This is a genomic window from Corynebacterium otitidis ATCC 51513 (genome assembly GCF_000296405.1).
Lineage (GTDB): Bacteria > Actinomycetota > Actinomycetes > Mycobacteriales > Mycobacteriaceae > Corynebacterium > Corynebacterium otitidis.
Map to the genome: position 1 here is coordinate 389954 of NZ_JH815194.1, position 25818 is coordinate 415771.

Consider the following 25818-nt stretch of genomic DNA (forward strand, 5'->3'; position numbering starts at 1 on the left):
GCCCGCCTGCCGGGCCAGCTCGCCCGCGACAAGCGCCTCGGCCCCGGCCAGCCCGCCCGCGGCGCGCACGAGCCGAGCCACCCCGTCCCGCGCGCCGGCGGCGGCCTGGTTGTCGGTGTCGACCCAGGACCGGGCCTCCCGGAGCGCCCGCGATTCCGCCATGCCTCGCGCCGCCTTTCCTCTTTATCTGTCGTTATCTCTCGCCGATCGCCCGCCGCCCCGCGGCCGTCGCGCGCGGCGTGCACCCCGGTTGGACTGCCGGGCCGGCGCCTCCGGTTCCCGGCTCCCGCCGGCGGGGGAGATTGAGCTTTCCCGACGCAGCGGCGAGAATGTCTCCCGATGACTAAGGACTCTCTCGACCGCGGCGTCGGGGAGCTGCCCGCCGGGCGGCCCCCGCAGACGGTCGTCGACGACGGCCGCGACTGGCCGCGGCTCGGCTCGGTGACGTTCCGCCGCGGCGCGCTCACCGAGAACCAGGAGCGCACCTTCAACCGGCGCTGGCCCGAGCTCGGCCGCGTCCTCACCGGCGAGGAGACCGAGCCGATCGACATCGATGAGTGGTTCGGGCGCTCCGGGCACCCCACCGTCCTCGAGATCGGCTCCGGGACGGGCACCTCGACCGCGGCGATGGCTCCCCTCGAGTCGGACGTCAACGTCATCGCCGTGGAGCTCTACAAGCCGGGGCTCGCGAAACTCGTCGGCCAGATCGACCGGGCCGGCATCGACAACATCCGGCTCGTCCGCGGCGACGGCGTCGAGGTCCTCCACCGGCTCATTCGGCCCGGCAGCCTCGCCGGGGTGCGGATCTTCTTCCCTGACCCCTGGCCGAAGGCCCGCCACCACAAGCGCCGCATCCTCCAGTCCGGCCCGCTGCACCTCATCGCCGACCGGCTCGCCGAGGGCGGGGTGCTCCACGTCGCGACCGACCACGCCGGCTACGCCGAGTGGATCGACGAGCTCGTCGACGTCGAGCCGGCGTTGACCTACCGCGGCTGGCCGTGGCCGGGCTGCCCGATCCTTACCGACCGGCAGCTGGAGACGAAGTTTGAGAACCGCGGGCTCGGCCTCGACCACGAGATCCGCGAGTACCTGTGGGAGAAGACCCGCCCGTAGATTGACGCTAAGGACGTAACTTAAGAAATATAAGGTCCCGCCCTCGCGCGGGCGGCCCGGGCCGGGACCTCGAACAGCCAAGGAGCGAGCGCGAGATGATGGACCTGTGGGGAGAGACCTCCCATCGCAACCGGTGGCTGATCGTCCCCATCCTCGTCGCGCTCGTCGCCCTGCTGTTCTTCTGCTTCGGCCGCGGCCACGCCCTAAGCCCGCTGCCGGCCGCCGCGGTGATCACCCTCGCGGCGCTCGCCGGGCTCATCGTCCTCGGCTCCGCGGCCGCCGCGCTCGTCCCCGCCGCCGCCGGCGTCCTCGGCGCGGGCACCGCCGCCGGGGTGCTCGGCGCGACGCGCTCCGCGAACTCTCCCGACAACCTCGACGACATGCTCGCCGGGGTTCTCGGCCTTGGCCTCGCCGCCGGCTTCGCGACGGTCATCGCCGCGCGCTTCCGGCTCGACATCGGCCGCGGCACCCCGCCCGCCCGCGCAGTGGCCACCGCCACCGCCTCGAGCGGCACGACCGTGCTGCTCGCCGGCGCGGCCGTCGCGCTCTCCGCCGTGGGGCTCGCGATCGTGCCCGAGGACGCCGTGCGATCCACGGCGTTCGGCGCGTTAGTCGGCGCCGCCTCCGCCGTCGCCGTCGCCGTGCTCGTCGTGCCCGCGCTCCTCGCGCTCCTCGGGGAGCGCATCGACGCCGGGGCGATCAGCCGCGCGCCGCTCGGCCACATCCGGCTGCGCTCCTCGGTGTGGTGGCGGCTGCCCGCCTGGGCGATGCGACAGCCCTGGATCGCAGCCACCGGCGGGGTTGTCGTCGTGCTGCTCGCCGCCGTGCCGGCCGTCGCGCTGCCCCCCGCCACCCCGCTGCCCGAGCGCATCCCGCTGCTCGGGCTGTTCCTGCTTGTGGCCTCCTACCTGCCGCTGTGCCTCGCGCTCGGCTCGATGGTGCTGCCCATCAAGGCGGTCGTGCTCGCCGCGCTCGGCGCGGAGGCCACCGTCGGCCTCGTCGCGCTCGCGCCGACGACGCCCACGGCGAGCACGCTCGTCGTCCTCACCGTCACCGCCTTCGGGCTGCTGCTCGCCGGCGACGTCATCACCCTGCACCGCATCCGCAAGGCGCACGCCGCGGGCGCCGACACCGACGGCGCGATCCTCACCGGCACGGCGCGCAGCGCCCCGCTCGCCGCGGCCCTCGAGCTCGTGCTCGCCGCCGCGGCCATCGCGTGGGCGCTTAGCCCCGATTCGGGCTCCACGACGCTGGGCCTCGGGCTGGCCGCGGCGATGCTCGTCGACTCGCTCGCGCTGCGGCCCGTCCTCGGGCCCGCCGCCATGTTCCTGCTGCGCTCCGACAACTGGTGGGCGCCCGCCTGGCTGCGCGCCACCTACCGCGCGCTGCGCGCCGTGGTCACCTCCGGACGCGCGGCCCGCCGCATCGCGCCCGGTAGGCCCGAGGCAGGGCCTCGGGTCGCGCCGCGGCGCAGCGCCGACGAGCCCGTCGAGCAGGCGAGCCTCCGCCCGCTCGAGGAGGCGACCCGCCGCGGCCGCGCCGCGACCGACGGCTCGGGGCTGGTGCGCGCCACGGAGCTCGCCGCGCGCTACGCTCCCCGCCCCGAGCCCGCCCAGGCGCCGCCGAGGCGCCCGCGCAGCCACCGCCGGAGGAGGCGGTAGCCATCCTCTCCCGCCTCGTCGCCAAGGCCCGCCGCGCGTGGGCTAACCCGTGGTCCCGACTCGCCGTCGTGCTCGCCGTCGTGGGCATCCTCGCTCTGCTCGCGTGGCGCCACACCGACCTCATCGCCGACGGCTTCGAGGCGCTGCGCGGCGCGAGCCCCCAGGCCGTGGCCCTCGCGATTGGGGCGATGGCGCTCGTCATGGCGAGCCAGGCCGAGGTCATGGTCGTGCTCCTGCGCGCCGCGGGCGTGCCCACGCGGCGCAGCTCGGCGAACGTGCTGGGCCTCGCTGCGAACGCGTTCTCCAACTCGCTTCCCGGCGGCCCGGCGATCTCCGCGGCGTTCATCTTCCGCGAGCAGATGCGCTGGGGCGCCACGACGGTGGTGGCGGGCTGGTACCTCGTCGTCTCCGGCATCCTCGCCGGAATCGCCATGGCCTTCTTCGGGCTCGCCGCGCTGCTCTTCGTCAACGTCGACGGCCTCCACCCCGTCTCCCTGGGTCTCTCGCTCGCGGGCGGCGCCGCCGTCATCGCGGCGCTCATGTGGGCCGGGCGCAACACGCAGGCCATCGGCGGGATCCTCCACCGCGCCGTGCGGGCCTTCAACCGGCTCTGCCGCGCCCCCGAGGACCGCTTCTCGGAGCAGGTCGAGGCGATCGCCCGCCAGCTGCGCGCGGTCGCCGTCTCCCCGTGGCGGCTGCTCCTCGCGTTCTTCTGGTCGGCCGCGAACTGGGCCTTCGAGCTCGCGTGCCTCACCCTGTGCATCTACGCCGTCGGCGGGGAACCGGACCTCGCGGGCGTGGCGCTGAGCTTCGTCATCGCCAAGCTCGTCGCCAAGGCCCAGATCACCCCGGGCGGGCTCGGCCCCGTCGACATCGCACTCACCTCGGCGCTCGTGCCGCTCGCGTCGATCCCCTCCGGCCAGGCCGTCGCCGCGATCATCGTGTTCCGGCTGATAAACTTCGGCCTGACCACGCTCGTCGGCTGGCTGGCGTTTCTCTGGTCGTGGGTGGTCTCCCGGCGCCTTCGCCGCGCACCCGTCGCGGCGGCGCCCGGCGGCTCCCCCGCCCGCCGCGCCGACGGCCCCTAGTCGATTTCGCACCATCTTTGAGCGCCGTTCGTCCCGCGGGGCCGCGGCAGCGCGACACCCGGCCCCGCGCGAGGAGGCAGACATGGACACCGCGCAGCGCGACGAGGCCGCGGCGAGCACCGGGGGCGCGCCGCGGGCCAGGCGGATCCCCACCCTCGTGACCGCGGGGCTCGACGCGGCGGCGCTGGCGCTCTTCGCGCTCGCCGCGCGAATCGCCCACAACAGCCCCGACACACCGCTGACCTTCGGCTCGTGGGCCGCGACGCTCATGCCGTTCCTCATCGGGCTCGCGCTGGGCTGGGCGATCCTCGCCGCCGGCGCCGCCCGCCGCGAGCACGCCGACGGGCGCGGCTCGCTCGGGGCGCTCGCCGCGCCGCTGAACCCGGGCGGGCTGACGATCTGGCTGTCGACCTCGGTCGTGGGGCTTCTGGTGTGGAGCCTCATACACAACCGGATCCCGCACTGGTCCTTCCCCGTCGTCGCGACCCTCATGTGCGCGGTGTTGTTCCTCGGGTGGCGCGGCGTCGTCGCGGCCGCCCGGCGGTTCGCCCGCCGGGGCTAGCCCGGGGAGCCGGCGCCTCCGGCGGGCGGCGGATCTTTTAGCCCTCGGCGTCGGCCTCGCCGCCGTCGCCTGAGGCGCAGAGGTGCTGCTCGGCGGCGTCGGCGAGCGCCGCGGCGATCTCCTCGGGGTCGGCGTCGCCGCCGCCGGCGTGCACGGCGATGAGCCCGGCGGCCGCGCGGACGGCGGCGTCGTCGCCCGCGCACGAGGCGTGCGCCGCGGCGGCGATCTCCGCGGCGAGGGGCTTCGTGTCCACGCCGAGGTCCTCGATCTCGGCGACGACGTCGGCCTCCTCGCTGCTTAAGGGAGAGCCGGGCTCCTCGGGGCGCTCGACGGCGTGGGCGGCGGCCTCCTCCCCGCCGGGGGTGGACGTGGTCGTCGCCTCGGCGGGCGCGCCGCCGCCGGGCTCGCGCTCCTCGACAGTGACGGTGGTGCAGGATGCTGCGAGCGCCGCCAGCGCGGCGGCGGCCGCCGCTCCCGCGAGACGTCGCGTCGTGGCCATGCCTTACCTACTCCCCCTCCGTCGTGTCGTCCGCGCGGACCTCGCCGTCGGCGAAGCTCTGCCCGCCGTCCTCGGCGGGACCCTCGGGCAGGCCGAGCTCGGCCGCACCGCCGCGCTCGTCGTAGGCGGCGAGGATGGGTCGCGGGACGGCGTAGAAGCCGCTCTTTTTCGAGCCGATGATCGCGCCGCCGGCGAAGTCCTGGCGGATCGCCTCGTCCTCGCCCCACTCGGCTGGCGGGGTGGGCTTGTCGTCCCCGTCGACGGGCAGGGCGGGCCCGGTCGGCAGGCCGAGCGAGCCCGCTGGCCCGCCGGCCTGGCGGTAGGCGCCGGCGAGCGGCTCGAGGACGATGCCGGCCTCCCCCTCCTCGGGGGTGAGGACGAGCCCGCCGACCGCCTGGGTGACGGTGATCTCGGTGCCGTCGCGCTCGACGGTGTAGCTCGGCGCGAGGCAGCCGCTCAGCGCCGCGGAGCCCTCGATGAGCGCGCGGGCCCGCGGCGTGGCCCGGCACGCCTCCCGCTCCTCGCCGTCGAGGTCGAGGGAGGCGGCGATCGGCGCCCACGCGCGCGACAGCTCGAGCTGCCAGAACTCCCAGGCCCGCAAGCCCGCGGCGGGGAACTCGCCGATCGGCTCGCCGCCGGCCTCCTCGAGGGAGCGGACAAACCCCCGGCTGGAGAGCCCCGCGGCCGCCTCTAAGCCGGCGACGTCCTCGCCCGCGGGACGCCTGGCGGGCGAGCCGCCCTCGCGGGACTCCGGCAGGCCCGTACCCGCGGAGACGTACACGTCGAGCCCGGTAAGCCCGGGGATCAACCGCATGGGGTTGTTGGCCTGCCAGTGCTCGTCGCCGGGGGAGCCCCACAGCTCCTCGAGGTCCGGCTCGAGCTCCTCGTCGAGCAGCCCGGGCACGCCGGGGGCCTCGGTGTCGAGCACCCCGGAGAGCGAACCTGCGAAGGAGAAGAGGTCGGGCTCCGCACCCGCGAGGCTCAACGCCGCGGCCCCGCCGCTACCCGCGCCGACGACGGCGCGCGTCCCGTTGGACCGTAGGTACGCCCGGGTGATGCCGGGCAGCTCGTCGGCGAGCAGCTGGCGCCAGCGGCCCTCCCCGTCGGGGGCGGCGGGCGCGTCGGCCCAGTCGGAGTAGGCGGAGCGCTGCCCGCCGAGCGGGAGCACGGTGAGGACGTTCTTGTCGGCCATGAAGCGCGCGAGGTTCGTGCGCCTCAGCCAGCCGGAGCCCTTCTCGGTGGCGGCGTCGTCGAGGAGCCACAGCTCGGGGAAGGTGTGCTCGGGCTCGGCGTAGAAGTCCCGAGGCAGGAGGACGGCGACCTCGATGCCGGAGGCGGGCATCGCCGCGGAGCGCAGCGTGAGGCGCAACTCGTTGCCGGTGCGGTACTCGACGTTCTCCACGCTCACCCCGTCGGGCAGCGCGGCCGCGGCCTCCCTATCAACGCGCATCGCTTCCCCGCCGGGCCCCTCGCCGCCCTGGTCGCCGCCGCCGGGGCGGGGCGAGGGCTGCGGGCCCGAGCTCGGCGCCGGGCTCTCGCTCGGGGCGCCGGACGGCTGCGCGAGCACGACCCCGGGCAGCGCCGCGGCCGCGGCGAGCGCGCCCGCGAGAGCGACTATCGCGAGCCTGCGGACTCGGGGCTGGGGTGCGGCCATGGCCCGATAGTCTAGCCTCGCCACGGGCGGCTAGCCCAGCACCGCGGGCACGATGTACGCCGCGAGCGCGACGCACGCGAGCCACGCGACGGCGAGCAGCTGGAGCACCCGGTCCTCGAGCGCGAGCTCGTCCGGGGCGTCCGCGTCGCCGCGGTCGATGTCGGCCTGGTAGCGCAGGATCGCGACGGTGAACGGCACCATGGAGATCTGGTACCAGCCCCCGGCGGGGCTGGGGGCCTGGCCGGCCATCTCGAAGCCCCACAGCGCGTAGCACAGCACGACCGCGGTGGCGGCCAGGGTGCACACGAAGCGCAGGTAGGTCTCCGTGTAGCCCTTGAGCGAGCGCCTCACCGTCGCGCCGGTGCGCTGCGAGAGCTTGAGCTCCGAATAGCGCTTGCCCGCCGCCATGAACAGCGAGCCAAACGCCGCGACGAGCAGGAACCACTGCGACAGCTCGATGCCGGCGGCCACGCCGCCGGCCATGGCGCGCAGCATGAAGCCCGAGGACACCAGCGCGATGTCGACGACGGCCATGTGCTTCAGCCCGTAGCAGTAGCCCAGCTGCAGGGCGATGTAGATGCCCACGACGAGCGCGAGCCCCAGGCCCGACGGCGCGAGCAGGGAGACCCCCAGCGCCGCGACGACGAGCACCACCGCGAGGCCGTAGGCGAGCCCGATGGGCAGCATGCCCGAGGCGATCGGCCGGAAGCGCTTGGTGGGGTGCTCCCGGTCGGCCTCGACGTCGCGGGCGTCGTTGATGAGGTAGATCGACGAGGCCGCGAGGCAGAACGCGACGAACGCGATCGCCACCGAAAGGAGCGTCTCGGCGCTGAGCAGCGTCTGCGCGCCCGCGGCGAGCGGCGCCGCGACGACGAGGACGTTCTTCACCCACTGCTTGGGGCGCAGCCCCTTGAGCACCGCGTCGGGGAGGTTGCGCGGCGGGCGGCGCTTCTTTGTGGTGTCGATGCCCTCGGTGTGGGGCTCGGAGTCGAGGACGTTCTGGTCGCCGAGGATCGCCTCGTGGCGGCCGCCGTGGTGGGCGGAGCTATCGCTCGTCACGCTTGGTCATCCTTTCCGCCGGGGCCAGGACCTTCGCCGTGAGGGCGCCGAGCGCCGCGCCGGCGAGCGTGTCGCCCGGGTAGTGCACGCCGGCCACGAGGCGCGAGGCGATGACCACCGGGATGCCCGCCAGCGGCGCGCGCGAGCCGGTGAGCCGCGAGAGCGCGACGAGCGCCGCGGTCGAGGACGTCGCGTGCGAGGACGGGAACGACAGGTTCGACGGCGTGCCGACACGCACCTCGACGCGGGGGTCGGAGGGGCGGCGGCGGCGCACCAGCCGCTTGATGACGATGGACGCGCCGTGGCTCACGACCGCGGCGGCGCCGAGCCTCAGCCACGGCTCGCGGCGCGCGCGGTCGAGGGCGGCGCCCGCGGCGGACAGCGCCGCCCAGCCGGCGGCGTGCTCCCCGAACAGGGAGATCGCCCGAGCCGCGGCGACGGAGCCCGGCACGCGGCTGAGCGCGCGCTGCGCGGCGACGAGGGCATCGGCCTCGGCGCTATCGAGACGGTTAGGCATCGAAGACCTGCTTCCACGACGATCGGCTGGTGAGCTCGGGCAGGGCGGCGCGGTACTCTTCGCGGAGCCGGTCGAACTCTCGCCCGATCCGCCGCTCGAGCTCCACGGACTCCTTAAGCAGCGCGGCGGCGACGTCGCGGTCGCGCTTGCGGTAGGTCACGCCCTTCCCGCTCGCGGCGGTGACGGTCGCGCCGTCGAGCTGCGAGAGGGAGAACCAGTGCGACTCGTCCTTCTTGAGGTTCGCCTGGGGCACCTCGTGGTGCCGCTCGTCGGCGCGGGTGAGGTTGTGGAGCACGCCCTTTAAGAGCCAGCGCGGCTTGTAGGCGAGCTTCTTGAGGATCCCGCCGACGTCCTGGCGCGGCACGCCCTTATCCCCCGAGGGGTCGGGCAGCTGCGCGGCGCTGGGGATGATCTTCGCGTCCGAGTAGCGCGAGCGGATCTCGTTGACGTGCGGGAGGCTCGACTCGAGGATCTCGAAGAGCCGCTCCGGGCCGGCGAGCACGTCGCGCATCGCCTCGTTGCGGATCGCGAGCGTCGAATACTCCATGCACAACACGTGCTTGACCGTGGCCTTGCGCAGGTCGCGCAAGAGCCCCTTGATCGGCCCGTCGTGGTGCAGCGCCGCGACGATGAGCCGGTTGCGCAGGTGGAAGTACGCCTGCCAGTCGATGCTGTCGTCCTTGTCGGTCCACGACATGTGCCACACCGCAACACCCGGCCAGGTGACCGTGTGGAAGCCCGCGCCCCGGGCGCGCAGCGAGTACTCGGTGTCGTCCCACTTGATGAACAGCGGCAGCGGCTGGCCGAGGTCCTCGACGACGACGCGGGGGAAGAGGCACATCCACCAGCCGTTGAAGTCCACGTCGATGCGACGGTGCAGGTCCTTGGCCTGAGGATTCTCGGGGCTGGCCTTGCGCCCCTCCCCGCCCAGCGGGAGCTCCGAGAAGTCGTGGTCGTAGTGCACGTACGGCGCCGGCGCCCACATGAACGACGAGCGGTCGACGATCTCGCCCATGGAGCGCAGCTCCGAGCGCTGCAGCAGGTTGAGCATCTGCCCGCCGAGGATGAACGGGGTGCGCGCGAAGCGCGCGGTCTGCACCGCGCGGAGGATCGAGTCGGGCTCGATGGCGATGTCGTCGTCCATGAAGAGGATATAGGGGCTGCGCGCCCGGCCGGCCTTCTTCTGGCCATTGACGCCGCCCATCGCCTCGTACATGATCCGCGAGTAGCCGCCCGAGCCGCCCAGGTTGCCCTGCCGGAACTCGAAGAACCGGTCGCCGAAGGCCTCGGCGGCCTCCTTAAAGCCCTCCTCGTCGGCGGGGTGCTTGTCGCCCTGGTCGGGCATGAGCACCGCGTCGATGATCGAGGCGACCTCCTCGTCCTCGCCGAGCGCCTGAAGCGCCGCGACGGCGTCCGCCGGGCGGTTGAACGTCGGGATGCCGACGGTGACCCGCTTGTCGAAGGGGCCGACCTCCGTGCCGTCGGGCAGGACCTGCGGGCCCGGCGCCTGCGGAGCGAACCAGCCCGCCTCGGAGATGGTGACATCCGTCTCGGCGGTGACGTCGAACCACAGCCAGCCGCCGTCCTCGAACGGGTCGAGCGACAGGGAGAACTCCGCCGCGTCGTCGGTGACGATCGCGGAGTCGAGCGCGATGCGCGCCCCGTTGTGGCGGGAGCGGTAGACGTCCACGCGCGCGGTGCCCTCGACGTTGAGGCGGAGGATCACCCGGTCGAGCTGCGACCAGCGGCGCCAGTAGCTCGCCGGGAACGCGTTGAAGTAGGTCTCGAAGCTCACCTCGGCCGAGGAGGGGATCTCCACGGTGAAGCGGTCGGGAAACACGACCGGGTCGAGCGTCCGGCGGGTCTCGACGTAGTAGAGCTCGCGGACGTTGTGCGCCTCGCCGACCTTGGGCAGCAGGAATCGCTGGATCTGTTCCACGGCCTCGGACGAGGGGGAGTCAGCTGTCACGAAAGAAGTCCTTGAATTCTCGCTTGGGTGTCGTGCGCCGCCGCGCCCCGGCGCGGGGCGCGCGCCCCAGGCGCCCTGCCGGGCCCCGCGCGCCCGCCGGCGGCGATGTGCGAGGGCAAGTTTAATATGCCGCGCCCCGGGCCCCGAACCGAGCGTGACACGACGAAACCGCCCGCGGGTCCCGGTCTTCGGGTCCCGCGGGCGGCCTGGCCTGCCCGTCGCCGGGGTCGTCTCGCCCCTGGCGCGGTGTGTTTCTGAGTCGCCAACCCCTTAGGCGGCGTAGCGCATGTCGTCGGCCATGGTCGGCGCGTTGCGCAGCTCCTCGAGCTGGTTGGCGGCGTCGCGCTCGATGAGCACCTTGACGAAGTAGGTGCCCTGGTGCTGGGAGGCGGCCGAGTCGAGCACGGAGTTCACGGTCCGCTCGCTGAGGACGCCGCCGAAGCGCTTCTGCAGGTCCTCGCGGATGCTCCAGAGCCGGTCGCGGGCGATGGTACGGATGTTGTTGAACATGGTCAGTCGTTCCCCTTCCTGGCTGGCGCACTCGGGGACCGTCCCCGCGCCACCAACCGTTGACTGATTGTTAACTTGGCGGTCATCTTAGGGCGTCGGCAAAGTTAACGCAAGGGAAACACGCCGGTAGGCGCGTCGCGCGCCGCGCCGAGGGGCAGTGAGCTGGGGTTTTCCGGCGCCAGAATTTTCATTCCCGACGCCCGCAGGCGCGGCGTTCGCGGCGCGCGGGGGAGCGGCGAAGGGGGCAAGAGACCCCCTGCGACCCGCTTCTCGGACCGCCCTTTGCGCCCCGCGTTTCGCCGGCGGGCACGCCCCGCGGCCCGCTCAACGGGAGCTTCCCGCCGCGTTTGCCTCCCCCTGGCCTTTCCTTAACTGCGGCTACGTCCTTCCGTAACGCCGCCTGGCTAGCCTCCCCTTCCGCGCGCCCGCCGCCGGGGACGGCGGCCCGGCCGACCACCACGCCCACCCGAGCTAAGGAAGCCAGAAGGACACCGATGAGTATCTCCAGAGTGGCGCTGGCGGGGCTCTCCGCGACGATCGCCGGCAGCCTCGTCATCACCCCGGCCATCGCCGCACCCCAGCCCGCCGCCCCCACCGCGCAAGGCGCCGCGCCGGCGACCGCCGTTCCCGCGGCCGACGTCCTCGACGTCGACTTCTCCGACGGCGATGCCGCGGACGCCGCCCACGGCATCGACCCCGAGGCCCACGGAGAGGTGAGCCTCCGCCGCGACGAGGCGCTGGGCCGCGGCGTCGCGCGCACCGACTTCGACTCGCTGCGCTACGAGCTCCCGGCGGCGACGAGCCCCGCCGCCGAGACCACCGCGAGCATCGAGTGCACGTTCCGACTCGAGGATCAGATCCCCAACGAGCGCACCCGGCCGCTGTGCGCCGGCGAGGCCGGCGGGCAGCTCTCCCTCAACGCCCGCGGCGGCAAGCTCGCGCTCGAGGCTACGGCCGGCGGCGACGCCGCCGCCGTCGCGGAAACCCCGCTCGAGCCGCACCGCTGGTACCACGCCACCGGCGTGTTCGACGAGGGCACGCTCACGCTCTACCTCGACGGGGAGCCCGTCGCGACCGCGACCGCCCCCGACGACAAGCTCGATTCCGTCGAGCCCGGCGAGAAGCCCGCCTGGCGGCTCAGTGCCGAGCGCGAGGCCGTGCCCGTGACGTTCGCTGGCCTGCGCGTCCACTCCGCCGCGCTCACTCCGGCAGAGGTCGCCGCCGCCGCGGAGGCCGCCCTGCCCGCCGCGGTCACCGGCCAGGAGCCCGCCCCGGCGCGGCTCAGCCCCGAGCCCGGCGCGCGCCTCGAGCACGCGGTCGACTTCGAGCTCGAGTGGGACAACCCTGAGCTCGTCCAGCCCGGCGTGGCGATCACCGTCGACGGCAAGCCCGCCGACCCCGAGGGCCTCATCGGCCCCGGCCTCGAGGAGGGCGAGCACGAGCTCGTCATCAGCGCCCGCACCGTCTTCGGCCGCGACGTCACCATCCCCGTGCCGTTCACCAGCGGCGCGATCCCCGACGCCGAGGGCGCCAACGCCGAGGCCGGGCAGGCCTCCGCGACGCTGTCGGCCGCGGCGAGCACCCCCGACGGCGGGCCGCACGAGACTACCTTCTACGCCGGGCGCGCGAGCGAGGGTGAAGGCGTCGCCTCGGGTCTGGTCTCTCAGCTCCCGGAGACCCTCGAGTTCGACGCGATCGAGGCCGGCGACGTGCCGGCCGACGGCCGCTCGGCCGCCGCCCACCAGGGCGAGATCGCCTTCCAGCGCTTCGACGTCGACGTCGACGGCCCCGCCGAGGGCCAGTCGCTGCGCTGGGAGGGCTCCGTCGACCCGGCGCGCGCCGTGGAGGTCCGCGTCTGGAACCACCACTCCGGCGCCTGGGAGCTCCTCGCCTCGGCGCGGGGCGTCGCCGAGCACCAGCTCGTGCTCAACGCGCCGCTCGAGGAGGGCCACGCCAAGGGCGGCACGGTGCACGCGCTGGTGACCGGGGTGGACCCGTTCGCCGACGACCTCGACCACGAGGTCGATCAGTCCTTCGAGGACCGGGACGACTACGACTTCTCCATCGTCCACTACACCGACACCCAGTTCCTCGCCGAGGGCGCCGCGGACCCGGAGCACTCCCCCGAGCAGCGCGCCGTGTGGCAGTCCGCCTACGAGGGGGTCCTCGACTGGATCGTCGAGAACGCCGAGGAGCGCAACATCGCGTACGCGGCGCACTCGGGCGACATCATCGAAAACTGGGTCGACCCGGAGACCGCCGCCAAGGACTACGAGGGCTACCGGGAGATCGCCGAGCGCGAGTTCGACTACGCCGACCGGATCCACGCCGAGTTCGAGAAGGCCGGGATCCCCAACGGGGTGCTCGCGGGCAACCACGACAACCTGGGCGGCGCGGAGCAGGGCGCGGACAACCTCTACAACCAGTACTTCGGCCCGGAGCGCTACGAGCGGCTCAACGAGCACCCGGGCTGGGTCGAGCGCCAGGCGAGCTTCCACCCGTGGCGCGAGGGCGACAACGACAACCACTACGACCTCTTCACCGCCGACGGCCTCGACTTCGTGGTCGTCTACCTCTCCTACGAGGTCGAGGAGGAGGAGGCCGCCTGGGCCGACGAGGTGCTCAAGCAGTACGCGGACCGCAACGCCATCGTCGTCACCCACGCCTACAACGAGGCGTCGACCGCGCCGGATGGGCGCGGCGGGCCGTTCTCCCACGACGGGGAGATCATCCAGAGCCGCGTCGTCGACCAGAACCCCAACGTCGCGCTCGTGCTCTCCGGTCACGACAACGGGGTGAGCATCGTCGTGCGCCAGGACGTCGACGGCGAGAACGACAGCAACGTCATCGAGGCGCTCGCCGACTACCAGAACTACTTGATCCCCGCCGGCGAGGTGGGGCTCACCGACGTCGACGGGCTCGCCGCCGACGACGGCCTCAAGCTGGGCGCGTCCTACCTGCGGCTCCTGCAGTTCGACGTGGAGCGCGGCGAGTTCGTCATCGACTCCTACTCGCCGCTCATGGACGACTTCCAGGCCACCGAGTGGGACACCGACAACCGCTACGACGGCCGCGAGGACGACGTGCGCCTGCCCATCCAGCTCACCAGCCGGCAGACGAGCTTCACCACCGACTCGGTGATCGTCACCTCCCCCACCGACGAGGAGATCGGCCGCGCCCAGGCGCCCTCGGGTAAACCCGCCGTCGTGACCTGGGAGGGCCTCGAGCCCGACCGGCTCTACGCCTGGTACGCGGTCTCCCGCAGCGTCGCCGCCGGCGAGGCGGGCGGCTCCACCGTCCAGTCGGGCCTCGTGCGCCCGAGCGCCGGCGCCGCGGACACCACCGCCCCGGTGCTCACCGTGCCCGGCGACGCGACGATCGCCGCCGGGGATCCCTTCGACCCGCTCGAGGGGGTGAGCGCGGTCGACGACGTCGACGGCGACATCACCGACCGCGTGGTGGTCGAGGGCGCGCCCGACACGCAGACCCCCGGCACCTACGAGGTGACCTACCTCGTGGCCGACGCGGCCGGCAACCAGGCCGCCGCGAGCCGCATCGTCACCGTCACCCGCAACAGCGACGGCGCGGGCTCGCCCGGCGCGACCGCGACCGGCGAGGGCGAACAGCCCGCCGGCGAGGCCGCCGCGGCCGGGAGCGGCTCCCAGGGCGGCGCCGCCGGGCGCTCCGGGCTCGCCGCGACGGGTGTTAGCGGGGTGCTCGCCGCGCTCGGCATCGGGCTCGGCTCGCTCGCGCTCGGCGGGGCGGCGCTCGCGCTGAGCCGCCGCGCCCGCGCGTAGCTAGCCGGCATCCGAAAGGCCCACCTCGGCCCGGGGCGCCGCCCCGGATCGGGTGGGCCTGTCCGATAGCCTTGGGCCCATGACGTCACCAGGAAAGTACGATCTCATCGTCGTCGGCTCGGGCTTCTTCGGGCTCACCGTCGCCGAGCGGGCCGCCAGCCAGCTGGGCCAGCGCGTCCTCGTCGTCGAGAAGCGCGGCCACATCGGCGGCAATGCCTACTCCGAGGCCGAGCCGGAGACGGGGATCGAGGTGCACCAGTACGGGGCGCACCTGTTCCACACGTCCAACAAGCGGGTGTGGGACTACGTCAACCAGTTCACCGACTTCACGGACTACCAGCACCGCGTCTTCGCGATGCACGACAACACGGCATACCAGTTCCCCATGGGGCTCGGCCTCATCAACCAGTTCTTCGGCCGCTACTACAGCCCCGAGGAGGCCAAGGCGCTCATCGCCGAGCAGCGCGAGGGCCGCGACCCGGAGAAGGCCACCAACCTCGAGGAGAAGGGCGTCGCGCTCATCGGCCGGCCGCTCTACGAGGCGTTCGTCAAGCACTACACCGCCAAGCAGTGGCAGACCGACCCCACCGAGCTGCCCCCGGGCATCATCAACCGGCTGCCCGTGCGCTACACGTTCGACAACCGGTACTTCAACGACACCTACCAGGGCCTCCCCGTCGACGGGTACACCGCGTGGCTGAAGAACATGGCCGACCACGAGAACATCGACGTCGTCCTCGACACCGACTACTTCGAGGTCCGCGACGCCCTCCGCGAGGAGAGCCCCGAGGCGCCGGTGGTCTACACCGGGCCGGTGGACCGCTACTTCGACTACTCCGAGGGGCGGCTGGGGTGGCGGACCCTCGACTTCGAGCAGGAGGTGCTGCCCATCCGCGACTTCCAGGGCACCTCCGTGATGAACTACAACGACCCGGACGTGCCGTGGACCCGCATCCACGAGTTCCGGCACTTCCACCCGGAGCGCAAGAACTACCCGAACGACAAGACCGTCATCGTGCGGGAGTACTCGCGCTTCGCCGAGGACGACGACGAGGTCTACTACCCGATCAACACCCCCGCCGACCGGGAGAAGCTCGAGCGCTACCGCGAGCTCGTCGCCCGGGAGGCCCGCGAGAACAAGGTCCTCTTCGGCGGACGGTTGGGCACCTACCAGTACCTCGACATGCACATGGCCATCGCCGCGGCGCTCACCCTGGTGGACAACAAGCTCGCACCGTACGTCACTGAGGGCACCCCCTTCGAGCAGGACCGCGGGCACTAAGCGCCGGCATCACCGCTTTACCGCACCGCCTCGCGAGGATCGCCCTCGCGGGGCGGTGCGTTTGTTGATCTCGAGGAACACCACCTTCGCAGGTGACGAAACTCCCTCTCTGACGAGTTCTGCGTCACACCGCACAGGTTGTTAGTTCGCTATCCTTAAGTAATCGTTCGCGCAAGGCCTTTATCGCTGGCCGGACGAGAAACCCCTGTCCACCGCCGACTGCAGCAGACACCATTGCCCTGTCCCCTCGAAGCACGCCCTCCGCCAAACGGGGCCGCCTGAGGTGACGCGGCGCAGGGGTTCCACGCATCGGCCCGACGGTCTCTATTCCTCCACCGATGCGAACGGAGCATCATGCCCTCGCCACAACCCCATACCGCCGATTTCGGGCGACCCCGCCATCTCGCCGGGGCGGTCGCCGCGGGTCTGGCCGTCATTTTCCTCGCCGCTAGCCTGCTTCTCGCGGGGCGCGCGGCCGCCGACGAGCCCGAGTCCACCGATCCCTGTCCGTCCTGGGAAACCCAATACGAGCAGCTCACCTCGCCGGGCCCCGAGCATCACGTCGTCACGGCACGGCACCGGGGGTTCTTCGATAAGTACACCCCGGAGAACAGCCTGGGAGCGTTCGCGAAGTCCCTCGCGGCCTGCCACCCGGCGATCGAGACGGACGTTCGGCTCACCGCCGACGGGGTTCCCGTCTCCCTCCACGACGTCAGGGTCGGGAAGATGTTCGAGCCCACCTACGACCCCGAGACCGACACCGGTCCCAACGACCCGATCGCCGAGCTCACGCTCGAGGAGATCTCCGCCAAGCAGATGGTCGCCCGGGATCGGACCGTCACCCACTACACGATCCCGACGATCGAGCAGATCCTCGACCTCATCGTCGAGCGCAAGGGCCAGGCTCTCCTTCACCTGGAGATCAAAGACCCCGCGGCCATGGGACCCACCGCTCAAGTGATCTCCCGGCACGCCCAGGCGCACCCCGAGGAGCACCTCGACAAGCGCGTGATCATGAAGTTCCCCATGCACTTCTCCCCCACCCCGGAGCACTGGAGCCAGCTCCTCGCCGACGCCGGGGTCACCGAGCCTCTCATGGCCTACCCCTACGTCACTCCCGCCGCTGCCGCCGCGATCGACGACGGCGAGGTCGTTCCCGACGTCGAGGGGCTCGAACTCAGCACCAACGCCGCGCGGGCCGTCGCGCAGTGGGCCGCGGCCCCCTCGACGGTCGCGCCAGGCATCGAGGTCGTCATCAAAGACACCAGCGAGTTCTACGAGACGGACCGCATCACCGACAGCACGTTCGGGCCGTACAACGCTCCGACCTCCCTCGCGCTCGACAACGCGCAGGAGGGCACCATGACCGAGTTCGTCGCGATCGTCCACCACTTCTCCAAGCGGCTGGGGGCCTTCGTGCCCGTGCCCGACTTCATGCTGTTCTATGAGGGGCCCGAAGGCGGCTTCACCGTGCCCAACTCCTTCGGTCCCGAGCCGGTCGTGGCGACCGCGGCGTTCTTCAACGCCCAGTCGTCCTGCTGCTACGACCTCAGCGAGCGCCGCCAACGCACCAAGTACGCGGCCGAGGAACACGAGTGGCGGATGAACCTCGACTTCCACCGTCACATGGGGGTCACCCTCATCACCGCCGACGACACCGACACCGTCGAGCTCCACGCCCAGGACCACGGGCAGCTCGATCACGTCGCCCGGCCCTCCCCGACGCAGCCTCCCGCCGGGATGCGCTCCGCTCTCTTCACCGAGTACCAGGGCCACGCGGTTCCCGACACCGCCACGGTGAAGATCAAGGGCTGGGGCGGCGCGAGCGCATCGGCGTGGGGCGGGCAGGTGTGCCTGTGGAGCGATCCCGAGGCCCCGGTGTGGACGGCGGCCTGCAACATCGACGCCCCCGACTACACCACCGATCTCGAGATTCACGCCCCGGACGACGGAACGATGCGCATCCGCGACCCGCGCACCGGCCAGTGCCTCGTCTCTAATCCAGAGGAGGACGACCGCGTGCCGTGGAGCGACGACTGCACCAGCGCCCGGGCCAAATGGGTGCGCACCGCGGAGCATCGGTTCCTCGACGCCCATGGCCGAGCCCTGACCTTCGCGTGGGACGACCGGTACTATTACGGCCACCCGTACGCCTACAACTACCTCGTCGAGGGCGAACAGTCCTCCTGGTCGGTCTGGGACCTCGTGCCCTCGGCGGGCCACGCCGACGACGCGGAGAACGCCTCCGAGAACACCGACCTCGAGGCTCCACTGCCGCCCGTTAGCGGCGCTCGTCCAGGCGGCGAGGCGTCCTGGCCCGAATAACCCAGCCCGTGGTGCCGCTTGCCGCCGGGCACCGCCGCATCGGGAGGGCGAATCTACCTGCCAGCCCGGCCGAGATTGATCGCTCGGCCGGGGCGGTCACTCGTACCTAGAGGCGGCGGTGAGCGCCGCGCGCTCGTTATAGGTTTCGATCTTCTCGTCGGCGTCCTCCTTGGCGCGGGCGAGTGATTCCTTCGCATCCGCCCCGTTGGCTATCTCGCTCATGGCGCGCTCGAAATCCCGCAACGCGTTGTTGAGAGCACCGGTGTGGCACCCGGCAGTCACCGTATTAACCGGAAGAGAGAACAGCTGGTCGAGGATCGCCTGCTGGTTGTGATCTATCGAGTCAACATGGTCAAGCGCACCGACCGTGGTCGGCAGATAGCCGGTGTCGTCGAAGATCTTCGCCTGCATGGCGTCCGAGCCGATGAATGCGAGGAACGCCCACGCCGCCTCCAGCTCGCGCTCGGTATGGCCAAGGCCGATCGCCCACATCGAGTTCCCGCCCGGAATCACACCTGCCGAGTCGTCGTTGCGCGGCAGCGCGTGGACCGACCAATCGAAGTCTGGTTCGTCGGCCATGAGGTTGCCGAGCCCGCCGGACGATCCGATCTGGATGGCGACCTCCCGCGTCACGAGCGCGCCGGTCGCGGCGTCGGCGTCCTGGCCTGGATTGTGAGCCGCTCCCGCGACGTAGAGCTCCCCGAAGTCACTCCATAGATCGACGATCCTCGGGTCATCGACGGTGAACTCCCCGGCGGGCCGGTTTCCCGTCCCGTTTTCCGGGGCGCACAGCTCGACGCCGTTCATCGACGCGGACTGCTCCATGAGCCACCCGCCCAGGGGGAAGGTGAAGCCCGCCGCCCCGACCTCCTCGTGGATCTGCCACGACGCAGCGACGAGGTCGTCGGTGGTCTCGATGTCGTCGATGCCGAGCCCCGCCTCTGCGAGCATGTCGTTGTTTACGTAGAGGATCGGGTGGGAGATCATCGTCGGCATCGCGTACATCGTCCCGCCCATCTCGTAGTAGTTGCGGATCGCCGGGGCGACGTTGCCGAAGTCGTATCCCCCGTAGCGCTCGTTGAGCTCCTCAGCCGGAACGATGACGTCCGAGTCCTTCATAAATGCGGTCTCGACGTTATTCGCCTGCATGATCCCGGGGACGTCTCCGGTCTGCACGGAGGCGGTGAACTTGGCCATGGCGTCGCCGTAGTCCCCCTGGTAGGAAGCCCTGACCTCGTATTCGCCGCGGTGTTCGTGATTGAACAGCTCGATGATCTCATCGAGCGAGCGCCCCGCCGCGCCGCCGGAGGAGGGCCACAGCTCTACGATGACCGCGCCGTCCTCGTGGACCGCAGTGGCCTCCGCGCTGGCTCCGCACCCCGCTAGGGCGGAACCTCCCAACAGAATCGCCGCAGTTGCGGCCAGCTTCTTTTTCTTGCCCTTCATTGGAGACCCATCCGCTGCTCGAGCCTGTGGCCCGGGGCGGGCGGCGCTATCGCCGCCCAGGTAGCCCGAGGCCGAATAGCGCCGGCGGGGCTCGGCCATCGTGGCCCGCGGGCCCGCGCCGTCGTGCTTACACCAGCACGCCTGGGTGAATGGGCGGTTGTGCGAGAGCTAAGGGTCAGGAAAGCTTTTCGGCAGCTCCCGTGACCGGTCGTCGACCGCAATGCGGGCTCGTGGGCACACGCCTCGAGACCGCGCAAAGAAGCTAGCTACTCCTCGACGTGGGTGAGCTCGGCGCGCTCGTTGTACGTGTCGATCTTGTCGTCGGCCTCCTCGGTGGTCGCCTCGAGGGTCTCCGCGGCGTCCTCGCCGTTGGCGATGCTGCTCATGGCGCGCTCGAAGTCCCGCAGCGCGGAGTTGAGCGCGCCCGAGTGGCAGCCGGCCGTGACGTCGTTGACGGGGTTCGAGTGAAGCTGGCCGAGCATGGCTTTCTGGTTGTCGTCCACGTCGTCGAGCTCCTCGAGCGCCCCCTCCGCGGTGGGAAGATAGCCGGTGTCCCGGAAGAGCTCGGCCTGGACCTCGTCCGAGCCGACGTAGCTCATGAACTCCCAGGCCGCCCGCTGGACCTCCTCGTCGTGGCCGAGGGCCACCGCCCAGAGCGAGTTGCCGCCGGGAATGGCGCCCGCCGCGTCGTTGTCGCGCGGCAGCCGGTGCACGGACCAGTTAAACGACGGCTCGTTGGCCATGAGGTTGCCGAACCCGCCCGAGGTGCCGATGTGAATGGCGGCCTGGCCGGTGAGGAACGCGCCCGCGGCGGCCTCGTTGTCGATGCCCGGGTTGTGCGCCGCGCCGGACGCGTAGAGCCCCTCGTAGTCGTCCCACAGGTCGACGACCGGGTCGGAGCCTGTGGCGAACCGCTGCGCGCGCTCGCTGCCCACGCCGTTGCCGGGGGAGCACAGCTCCACGCCGCGCATCGACGCAGACTGCTCCATGAACCACCCGTCGAGCGGGAAGGTGAACCCGGCGACCCCTAGCTCGTCGTTGATCTTGCGGGAGGACTCGACGAGCTCCTCGGTGGTCTCGAAGTCGGAGGCGTCGAGCCCCGCCTCGGCGAGGAGGTCGTCGTTGACGTACATCACCGGCTGGGAGATCATCGCCGGCATCGCGTACATCGTGTCGTCCATCTCGTAGTAGTTCCGCACCGATGAGACGAGCCCGTCGAAGTCGAAGCCGCCGTAGCGCTCGTTGAGCTCCTCGACGGGGGTGATGACCCCGGAGTCCTTCATGAAGGCGGTCTCGACGTTGTTGGCCTGCATGAGCGCCGGCAGGTCGCCTGTCTGCACCGAGGCCACGAACTTCGCCATGGAGTCGTTGTAGTCGCCCTGGTAGACGGGGCGCACCTCGATCTCGCCGCGGTGCTGCTCGTTGAAGGAGGCGACCATCGAGTCGAGCGCCCGGCCGGCAGCTCCGCCCGAGGAGTGCCACAGCGACACAACCGTGGCGCCCTCCTCGTTGCGGTCGGCCTCGGCGTCGCCCTGCGTGCAGCCGGCAGCACCGGCAGCGAGCGCCGCCCCCAGGACCAGGGCTCCCGTCTCCTTCGCGTGAATCATCAACCCTCCGCGTCCCACCGCTATCGCCTCCACCGTCACGGCAGCGCTCCGCGCGCGGCCGGGCCGGCGGCGGTGGAACTTCCGCCCGGCGCGCCCGCGGATGGCTCAACGGACGACGCTACGCCGGGGTTTCGGGCTCCTCATAGCCGCCGAGGCCCCGCGGCCGGAGCCGCGGGGCCTCGAGTGTCTCGGTCTCCGAGGGAGGGGTTTACTCGTAGTCCTCGGAGTCGGTGAGGGCGGCGCGCTCGTTGTAGGTCTCGATCTTCGCGTCAGCGTCGACCTTGGCCTCGTCGAGCGAAGTCACGGGGTCGGCGCCGTTGGCGATCTCACTCATGGCGCGCTCGTAGTCGCCGCGCGCGATGTTGAGCGCACCGGTGTGGCAGCCGGCCGTAACCGTGTTGACCGGGTTGGTGTGCAGCTGGTCGAGGATCGCCTCCTGGTTGGAGTCGATGTCGTCGAGGAGGTCCAGTGCGCCGTTGGTGGTCGGCAGGTAGCCGGTCTCCCGGAAGATCTTTGCCTGGTTCTCGTCGGAGCCGATGAACTTCATGAACTCCCAGACGGCCTCCTGCTCCTCCTCGTTGTGGCCGAGGTCGATCGCCCACAGAGAGTTACCGCCGGGCACCGCGCCCGCGCGGTCGTTGTCGCGCGGCAGGCGGTGGACCGACCAGTCGAAGTCGGGCTCATTGGCCATGAGGTTGCCCAGCCCGCCCGAGGAGCCGAGCTGCACCGCGGCCTCCCCGGTGGTGAACGCGCCTGTCGCGGCAGCTCCGTCCTTGCCCGGGTTGTGGGCCTCGCCGGTGGCGTAGAGCTCGCCGTAGGTGGACCACAGGTCCACGAGCTCGGGGTTGTCGAGCGCGAATTCGGTGGCGGGGCTCTCCCCGGTGCCGTTTTCGGGGGTGCAGAGCTCCTCGCCGAGCATCGAGGCGGCCTGCTCCATGAACCAGCCGTCGAGGTGGAACGTGAAGCCCGCCGAGCCGGTCTTTTCCTTGATGGTTCGCGCCGACTCGATGAGCCCGTCGGTGGTCTCCACGTCGCTGACGTCGAGGCCGGCCTCGGCGAGCAGGTCGTTGTTGACGTACATCACCGGCTGGGAGATCATCGCCGGCATCGAATAGATGGTGTCTTCCATCTCGTAGTAGTTGAGGACCGCCGGGGCGACGTCGTCGAAGTCGTAGCCGCCGTAGCGCTCGTTGAGCTCCTCGACGGGGACGATGACGTCGGAGTCCTTCATAAACGCCGTCTGCACGTCGTTGGCCTGCATGATCGCCGGCAGGTCCCCGGTCTGCACCGAGGCGATGAACTTCGCGATCGCGTCGCCGTAGGAGCCCTGGTAAGCCGCGCGGACCTCGATCTCGCCGCGGTGCTCGTAGTTAAACTGCTCGACCAGGTCCTCGAGCGTCTGGCCGGCAGCGCCGCCGGAGGCGTGCCACAGCTCGACGATAACCGCGCCCTCGGCGTTCACGGGGGTGGCGTCGGCGTCGCCGCCGCAGGCGGTCAGCGTGGGGGCGACCATCGCCGCCGCGGCGCCCAGCGCGCCGATCTTCTTTACGTAGCTCATGAGTCTCCCTCGAGATGTTTCTCTTTAACGGTGGTCGTGCCCGCTCTCGGAGGCGCCGCCGCGGGCGTCGCGCGAGCCGGGCACGCGGGGCCCGACGGGGCCCTCCCCGGGCCGTCGAGCGAAAGTTTCGGGCGCACTGCCCGGCGCGTCCGCGCTATGGTGCCGACCTAATCAGGTGGTTTTGAACGCGTTCTGCCGCGGCGCCACAGTTTTTGTTAACCAAAACGAGGTATGGGTGACCCACAGTTCACGTTTCCGTTAAACAGTCGGGGCCGGCCGCCCCGGCGCGCTCGGCGCCGGGGTCGGCGGCAGGGTGGTTACTTCACCGCGCCGTCGGTGAGGCCGCGGGTGAGGTACTTCTGCCCGAAGATGACGAGCAGGACGGTCGGGATGACCGCGAGGATGAGGCCCGCGAGGACGAGGCCGGTGTCCTGGCCCGCCTCGTCCGCGAGCGCCGCGATACCGGGCTGGATGGTGCGGGCGGACTCGGACTGGGTAATGAGCAGGGGCCACATGTAGCCGTTCCACGCCGCGATCGCGGAGGTGACGATCGCGGTCATCATCACGGAGCGGTTGAGGGGCAGCACGAACCGGAACAGGAAGTGGATCGGCCCGACGCCCTCGAGGCGGGTGGCCTCGCGGATCTCCTTCGGGAAGCCGCGGAAGGCCTGGTAGAAGAGGAACAGCGTGAAGCTGTTGGCCAGGTAGGGCAGGAACACACCGACGACGGTGTCGTAGAAGCCCATGCTGCGCACGGTGAGGTAGTTACCGATGACGGTGACCTCGGCGGGGATCATCATCGGCACGAGCAGGACGATGAGGATCTTGCCCGCTGCGCGGATCCGGCCGAAGACCAGGGCGTAGGCAGCGAGGATGCTCGTGATGAACTGGAAGCCGGTCTGCATGATCGTCACGAAGACCGAGTTCCACAGCTGCGTGCCGATCGAGGACTGCTCCCACGCGTTGGGGAAGTTCTCGAGCACGAGGTCGCCGAAGAGCAGCGAGTCGATGCCGGACTGGATGTCCGTGGTGCTGCGGAACGCGCCGATGACGCCGTAGACCACGGGGAAGATGATGAAGATGCAGGCGATGATGAGCCACGCGACGAGGATGACCGTGCCCACCGGGCCGCGAAGTTGCTTGGTCATTTATTTCGCCTTTCCCCTGTTGCTGAGCCAGAACTGCGCGGCGGTGAGCACCGCGATGAAGAACACGAGGACCATGCCGCGCGCGGAGGCCGCCGCGAAGTCCGCGGTGCCGCCGCCGAAGGCGAGGTCGTAAATGTCGAGCACGAGCGTGCGGGTCGAGTCGCCCGGCCCGCCGCCGGTGAGCACGTTGAAGATCGTGAACTCCTTCATCGCCGACATCGCCTGCGTGACGGTGAGGACGAAGAGCATGGGCGCGATTCCCGGGATGATGATGTGCCGGACGTAGCGCCAGCCCGTGGCCCCGTCGAGGGCCGCGGCCTCGATCTGTTCGCCGGGGATCTGGTCGATCGCGACGAGCATGAGGAGGATGACGAACGAGATGCCGATCCACACGTCCACGATGAGCACGGAGAACAGCGCCACCTGCGGGCTGGTGAGCCAGCCGACCTGTCCGAAGCCCAGCGCCCTGGCCACCTGGTCGAAGAACCCGACCGCGGGTGCGAACATCTGGCTGAACACCAGCGTGCCGACCGCCGTCGACACCGCCATCGGCACGAGCACGATCGAGCGCATCCACACCGTGCCGCGGATCCGGTAGGACAGCGGCAGCGCGATCGCCATGCCGATGACGAGCTTGAACACGACCGAGAGCACCGTGAACAGCAGCGTCCTGCCCAGCGTCGCGAGGAAGTGCGGGTCGCTGAGGGTGTCGATGTACTGGGACAGCCCGGCGAACGCCGCCGGCTGACCGAAGAGGTCCGTCTGCGTGAACGACAGGTAGATCGCCCGCAGGAACGGGAAGAAGTTGAAGAGGAAGAACAGGGCGATGACCGGGAGGAGAAGGACCCACGCCCACCACTCGGAGCGCTCCTTCGTGCCGCCGGCCGCGGGAACCGGCTTCTGCGCTTCCTTCGTTACCGCGTTCGTCACCGAGGTCATGCCGCCAGCGCCTCCTCGGTGTCCGCGGAGAACAGCTGCAGGGCCTCGGTGTCTACCGCAAGGCTGAGCTTGTCGCCGCGCTCGACGCGGGTGGTGTTCGGCACGCGGATGATGACGTCGTTGCTCTCCACGCCGCCCTCGACGGAGAGGTGGAGGAACAGGTCCGAGCCGTAGTTCTCGACGAATTGCACCTCGCTGCGCATGTCGGCGTCCGCCTCCCCGCACAGCTGCACGGCCTCGGGGCGGATCCCGACGACGACCTTCTGGCCGGCGGCGGCCTTCTGCCGCGAGGGGAGCTTGAGCTGCGCGTCGCCCACGACGATGTAGCCGTCGGCGACCTCGCCGTTGAGCATGTTCATCGACGGGGAGCCGATGAACGAGGCGACGAAGGTGTTCACCGGGTGCCGGTAGACCTCCTCGGGCGTGCCGACCTGCTGGAGCACCCCGTCCTTGAGGATGGCGATGCGGTCGGCCATGGTCATGGCCTCGGTCTGGTCGTGGGTGACGTAGAGCATCGTCGTGCCGAGCCGGTGCTGCAGCCTAGAGATCTCCGAGCGGGTGGAGACGCGCAGCTTCGCATCCAGGTTGGAGAGCGGCTCGTCCATGAGGAAGACCCGGGGGTCACGCACGATCGCGCGGCCCATCGCCACGCGCTGGCGCTGCCCGCCGGAGAGAGCCTTCGGATAGCGCTCGAGGTACTGGTGCAGGTCGAGCAGCCCGGCGGCCTCCTTGACGCGACGCTGCTGCTCCTCCTTGGGCACCTTCTGCATCTTCAGCGCGAACGCCATGTTCTCCGCGACGGTCATGTGCGGGTACAGGGCGTAGGACTGGAACACCATCGCCACGTCGCGCTTCGAGGGCGCGACGTTCGACGAGGGCTCGTCGCCGATGTAAATCTCGCCGCTGGCCAGCGGGGAGAGCCCCGCGACCATGCGCAGCACGGTCGACTTACCGGACCCGGAGGGCCCGACGAGCGCGATAAACTCGCCGTCCGCGACCTTGAGGTCCATCGCGTCGATCGTCGGCGACGGGTTGCCGGGATAGTGCAACGTCGCCTTGTCAAAAGTAATCGAAGCCACTAGGG

General features: G+C 71.1%; 19 protein-coding genes. 7 read left to right on the forward strand and 12 right to left on the reverse strand.

Annotated features, from left to right (window positions below):
- Positions 1 to 339: 339 nt before the first annotated feature.
- From trmB to HMPREF9719_RS07155, 4 genes are all read left to right on the forward strand, one after another.
- Entirely contained in the window at positions 340 to 1113 is a 774-nt protein-coding gene (gene trmB, locus HMPREF9719_RS07140; RefSeq protein ID WP_004601322.1) for a tRNA (guanosine(46)-N7)-methyltransferase TrmB, read from the forward strand.
- A 95-nt stretch (positions 1114 to 1208) separates the two neighbouring features.
- Positions 1209 to 2774 (forward strand): MMPL family transporter, encoded by a 1566-nt coding sequence (locus HMPREF9719_RS07145; protein WP_004601323.1) that lies wholly within the window; start codon positions 1209 to 1211, stop codon positions 2772 to 2774.
- Positions 2775 to 2842: 68 nt separating this feature from the next.
- Positions 2843 to 3862, forward strand: a complete 1020-nt coding sequence (locus HMPREF9719_RS07150) for a lysylphosphatidylglycerol synthase transmembrane domain-containing protein (protein WP_004601324.1) — start codon at positions 2843 to 2845, stop codon at positions 3860 to 3862.
- Between the two features lie 82 nt (positions 3863 to 3944).
- A complete protein-coding gene (locus HMPREF9719_RS07155; RefSeq protein ID WP_004601325.1) occupies positions 3945 to 4424 on the forward strand; it encodes a DUF3054 domain-containing protein in 480 nt (159 codons plus the stop codon).
- Positions 4425 to 4461: 37 nt separating this feature from the next.
- Here the strand turns inward: HMPREF9719_RS07155 and HMPREF9719_RS07160 are convergent, their stop codons facing one another.
- The 6 genes from HMPREF9719_RS07160 to HMPREF9719_RS07185 all read right to left on the reverse strand — a co-directional run bounded on the left by HMPREF9719_RS07160 (position 4462) and on the right by HMPREF9719_RS07185 (position 10632).
- Positions 4462 to 4923, reverse strand: coding sequence for a hypothetical protein (locus tag HMPREF9719_RS07160; RefSeq protein WP_004601326.1), 462 nt, complete (start codon positions 4921 to 4923; stop codon positions 4462 to 4464).
- Positions 4924 to 4930: 7 nt separating this feature from the next.
- The gene (locus tag HMPREF9719_RS07165; RefSeq protein WP_004601327.1) at positions 4931 to 6577 is read right to left on the reverse strand and encodes an alpha/beta hydrolase-fold protein; all 1647 of its coding nucleotides are present in this window, start codon (positions 6575 to 6577) and stop codon (positions 4931 to 4933) included.
- A 30-nt stretch (positions 6578 to 6607) separates the two neighbouring features.
- Positions 6608 to 7636, reverse strand: coding sequence for a decaprenyl-phosphate phosphoribosyltransferase (locus HMPREF9719_RS07170; RefSeq protein ID WP_004601328.1), 1029 nt, complete (start codon positions 7634 to 7636; stop codon positions 6608 to 6610).
- Positions 7623 to 8153 (reverse strand): phosphatase PAP2 family protein, encoded by a 531-nt coding sequence (locus HMPREF9719_RS07175; protein WP_004601329.1) that lies wholly within the window; start codon positions 8151 to 8153, stop codon positions 7623 to 7625. The genes HMPREF9719_RS07170 and HMPREF9719_RS07175 overlap by 14 nt, the downstream gene beginning before the upstream one ends.
- Positions 8146 to 10122, reverse strand: a complete 1977-nt coding sequence (locus HMPREF9719_RS07180) for a glycosyltransferase (RefSeq protein WP_004601330.1) — start codon at positions 10120 to 10122, stop codon at positions 8146 to 8148. The genes HMPREF9719_RS07175 and HMPREF9719_RS07180 overlap by 8 nt, the downstream gene beginning before the upstream one ends.
- A 270-nt stretch (positions 10123 to 10392) precedes the next feature.
- Positions 10393 to 10632, reverse strand: a complete 240-nt coding sequence (locus tag HMPREF9719_RS07185; protein ID WP_004601331.1) for a three-helix bundle dimerization domain-containing protein — start codon at positions 10630 to 10632, stop codon at positions 10393 to 10395.
- 494 nt (positions 10633 to 11126) lie between these two features.
- Between HMPREF9719_RS07185 and HMPREF9719_RS07190 the strand changes: the two genes are divergently transcribed.
- The 3 genes from HMPREF9719_RS07190 to HMPREF9719_RS07200 all read left to right on the forward strand — a co-directional run bounded on the left by HMPREF9719_RS07190 (position 11127) and on the right by HMPREF9719_RS07200 (position 18036).
- Positions 11127 to 14429, forward strand: coding sequence for an immunoglobulin-like domain-containing protein (locus tag HMPREF9719_RS07190; protein WP_004601332.1), 3303 nt, complete (start codon positions 11127 to 11129; stop codon positions 14427 to 14429).
- A 79-nt stretch (positions 14430 to 14508) separates the two neighbouring features.
- The gene (gene glf, locus HMPREF9719_RS07195; protein WP_004601967.1) at positions 14509 to 15711 is read left to right on the forward strand and encodes a UDP-galactopyranose mutase; all 1203 of its coding nucleotides are present in this window, start codon (positions 14509 to 14511) and stop codon (positions 15709 to 15711) included.
- 354 nt (positions 15712 to 16065) lie between these two features.
- Positions 16066 to 18036 (forward strand): glycerophosphodiester phosphodiesterase family protein, encoded by a 1971-nt coding sequence (locus HMPREF9719_RS07200; RefSeq protein ID WP_004601334.1) that lies wholly within the window; start codon positions 16066 to 16068, stop codon positions 18034 to 18036.
- 96 nt (positions 18037 to 18132) lie between these two features.
- Here the strand turns inward: HMPREF9719_RS07200 and HMPREF9719_RS07205 are convergent, their stop codons facing one another.
- From HMPREF9719_RS07205 to HMPREF9719_RS07230, 6 genes are all read right to left on the reverse strand, one after another.
- Complete coding sequence (locus HMPREF9719_RS07205; protein ID WP_004601335.1) at positions 18133 to 19482, reverse strand: extracellular solute-binding protein; 1350 nt, start codon at positions 19480 to 19482, stop codon at positions 18133 to 18135.
- A gap of 266 nt (positions 19483 to 19748) precedes the next feature.
- Positions 19749 to 21089 carry an extracellular solute-binding protein gene (locus HMPREF9719_RS07210; protein ID WP_004601336.1) on the reverse strand — a complete coding sequence of 447 codons (1341 nt, stop codon included), beginning with the start codon at positions 21087 to 21089 and terminating at the stop codon, positions 19749 to 19751.
- 208 nt (positions 21090 to 21297) lie between these two features.
- The gene (locus tag HMPREF9719_RS07215) at positions 21298 to 22647 is read right to left on the reverse strand and encodes an extracellular solute-binding protein (protein WP_004601337.1); all 1350 of its coding nucleotides are present in this window, start codon (positions 22645 to 22647) and stop codon (positions 21298 to 21300) included.
- Positions 22648 to 22964: 317 nt separating this feature from the next.
- The gene (locus HMPREF9719_RS07220; protein ID WP_004601338.1) at positions 22965 to 23795 is read right to left on the reverse strand and encodes a carbohydrate ABC transporter permease; all 831 of its coding nucleotides are present in this window, start codon (positions 23793 to 23795) and stop codon (positions 22965 to 22967) included.
- The gene (locus tag HMPREF9719_RS07225) at positions 23796 to 24734 is read right to left on the reverse strand and encodes a carbohydrate ABC transporter permease (protein WP_004601339.1); all 939 of its coding nucleotides are present in this window, start codon (positions 24732 to 24734) and stop codon (positions 23796 to 23798) included. It lies immediately after the preceding gene.
- Positions 24731 to 25813, reverse strand: a complete 1083-nt coding sequence (locus tag HMPREF9719_RS07230) for an ABC transporter ATP-binding protein (protein WP_004601340.1) — start codon at positions 25811 to 25813, stop codon at positions 24731 to 24733. The genes HMPREF9719_RS07225 and HMPREF9719_RS07230 overlap by 4 nt, the downstream gene beginning before the upstream one ends.
- Between the last annotated feature and the right edge of the window lie 5 nt (positions 25814 to 25818).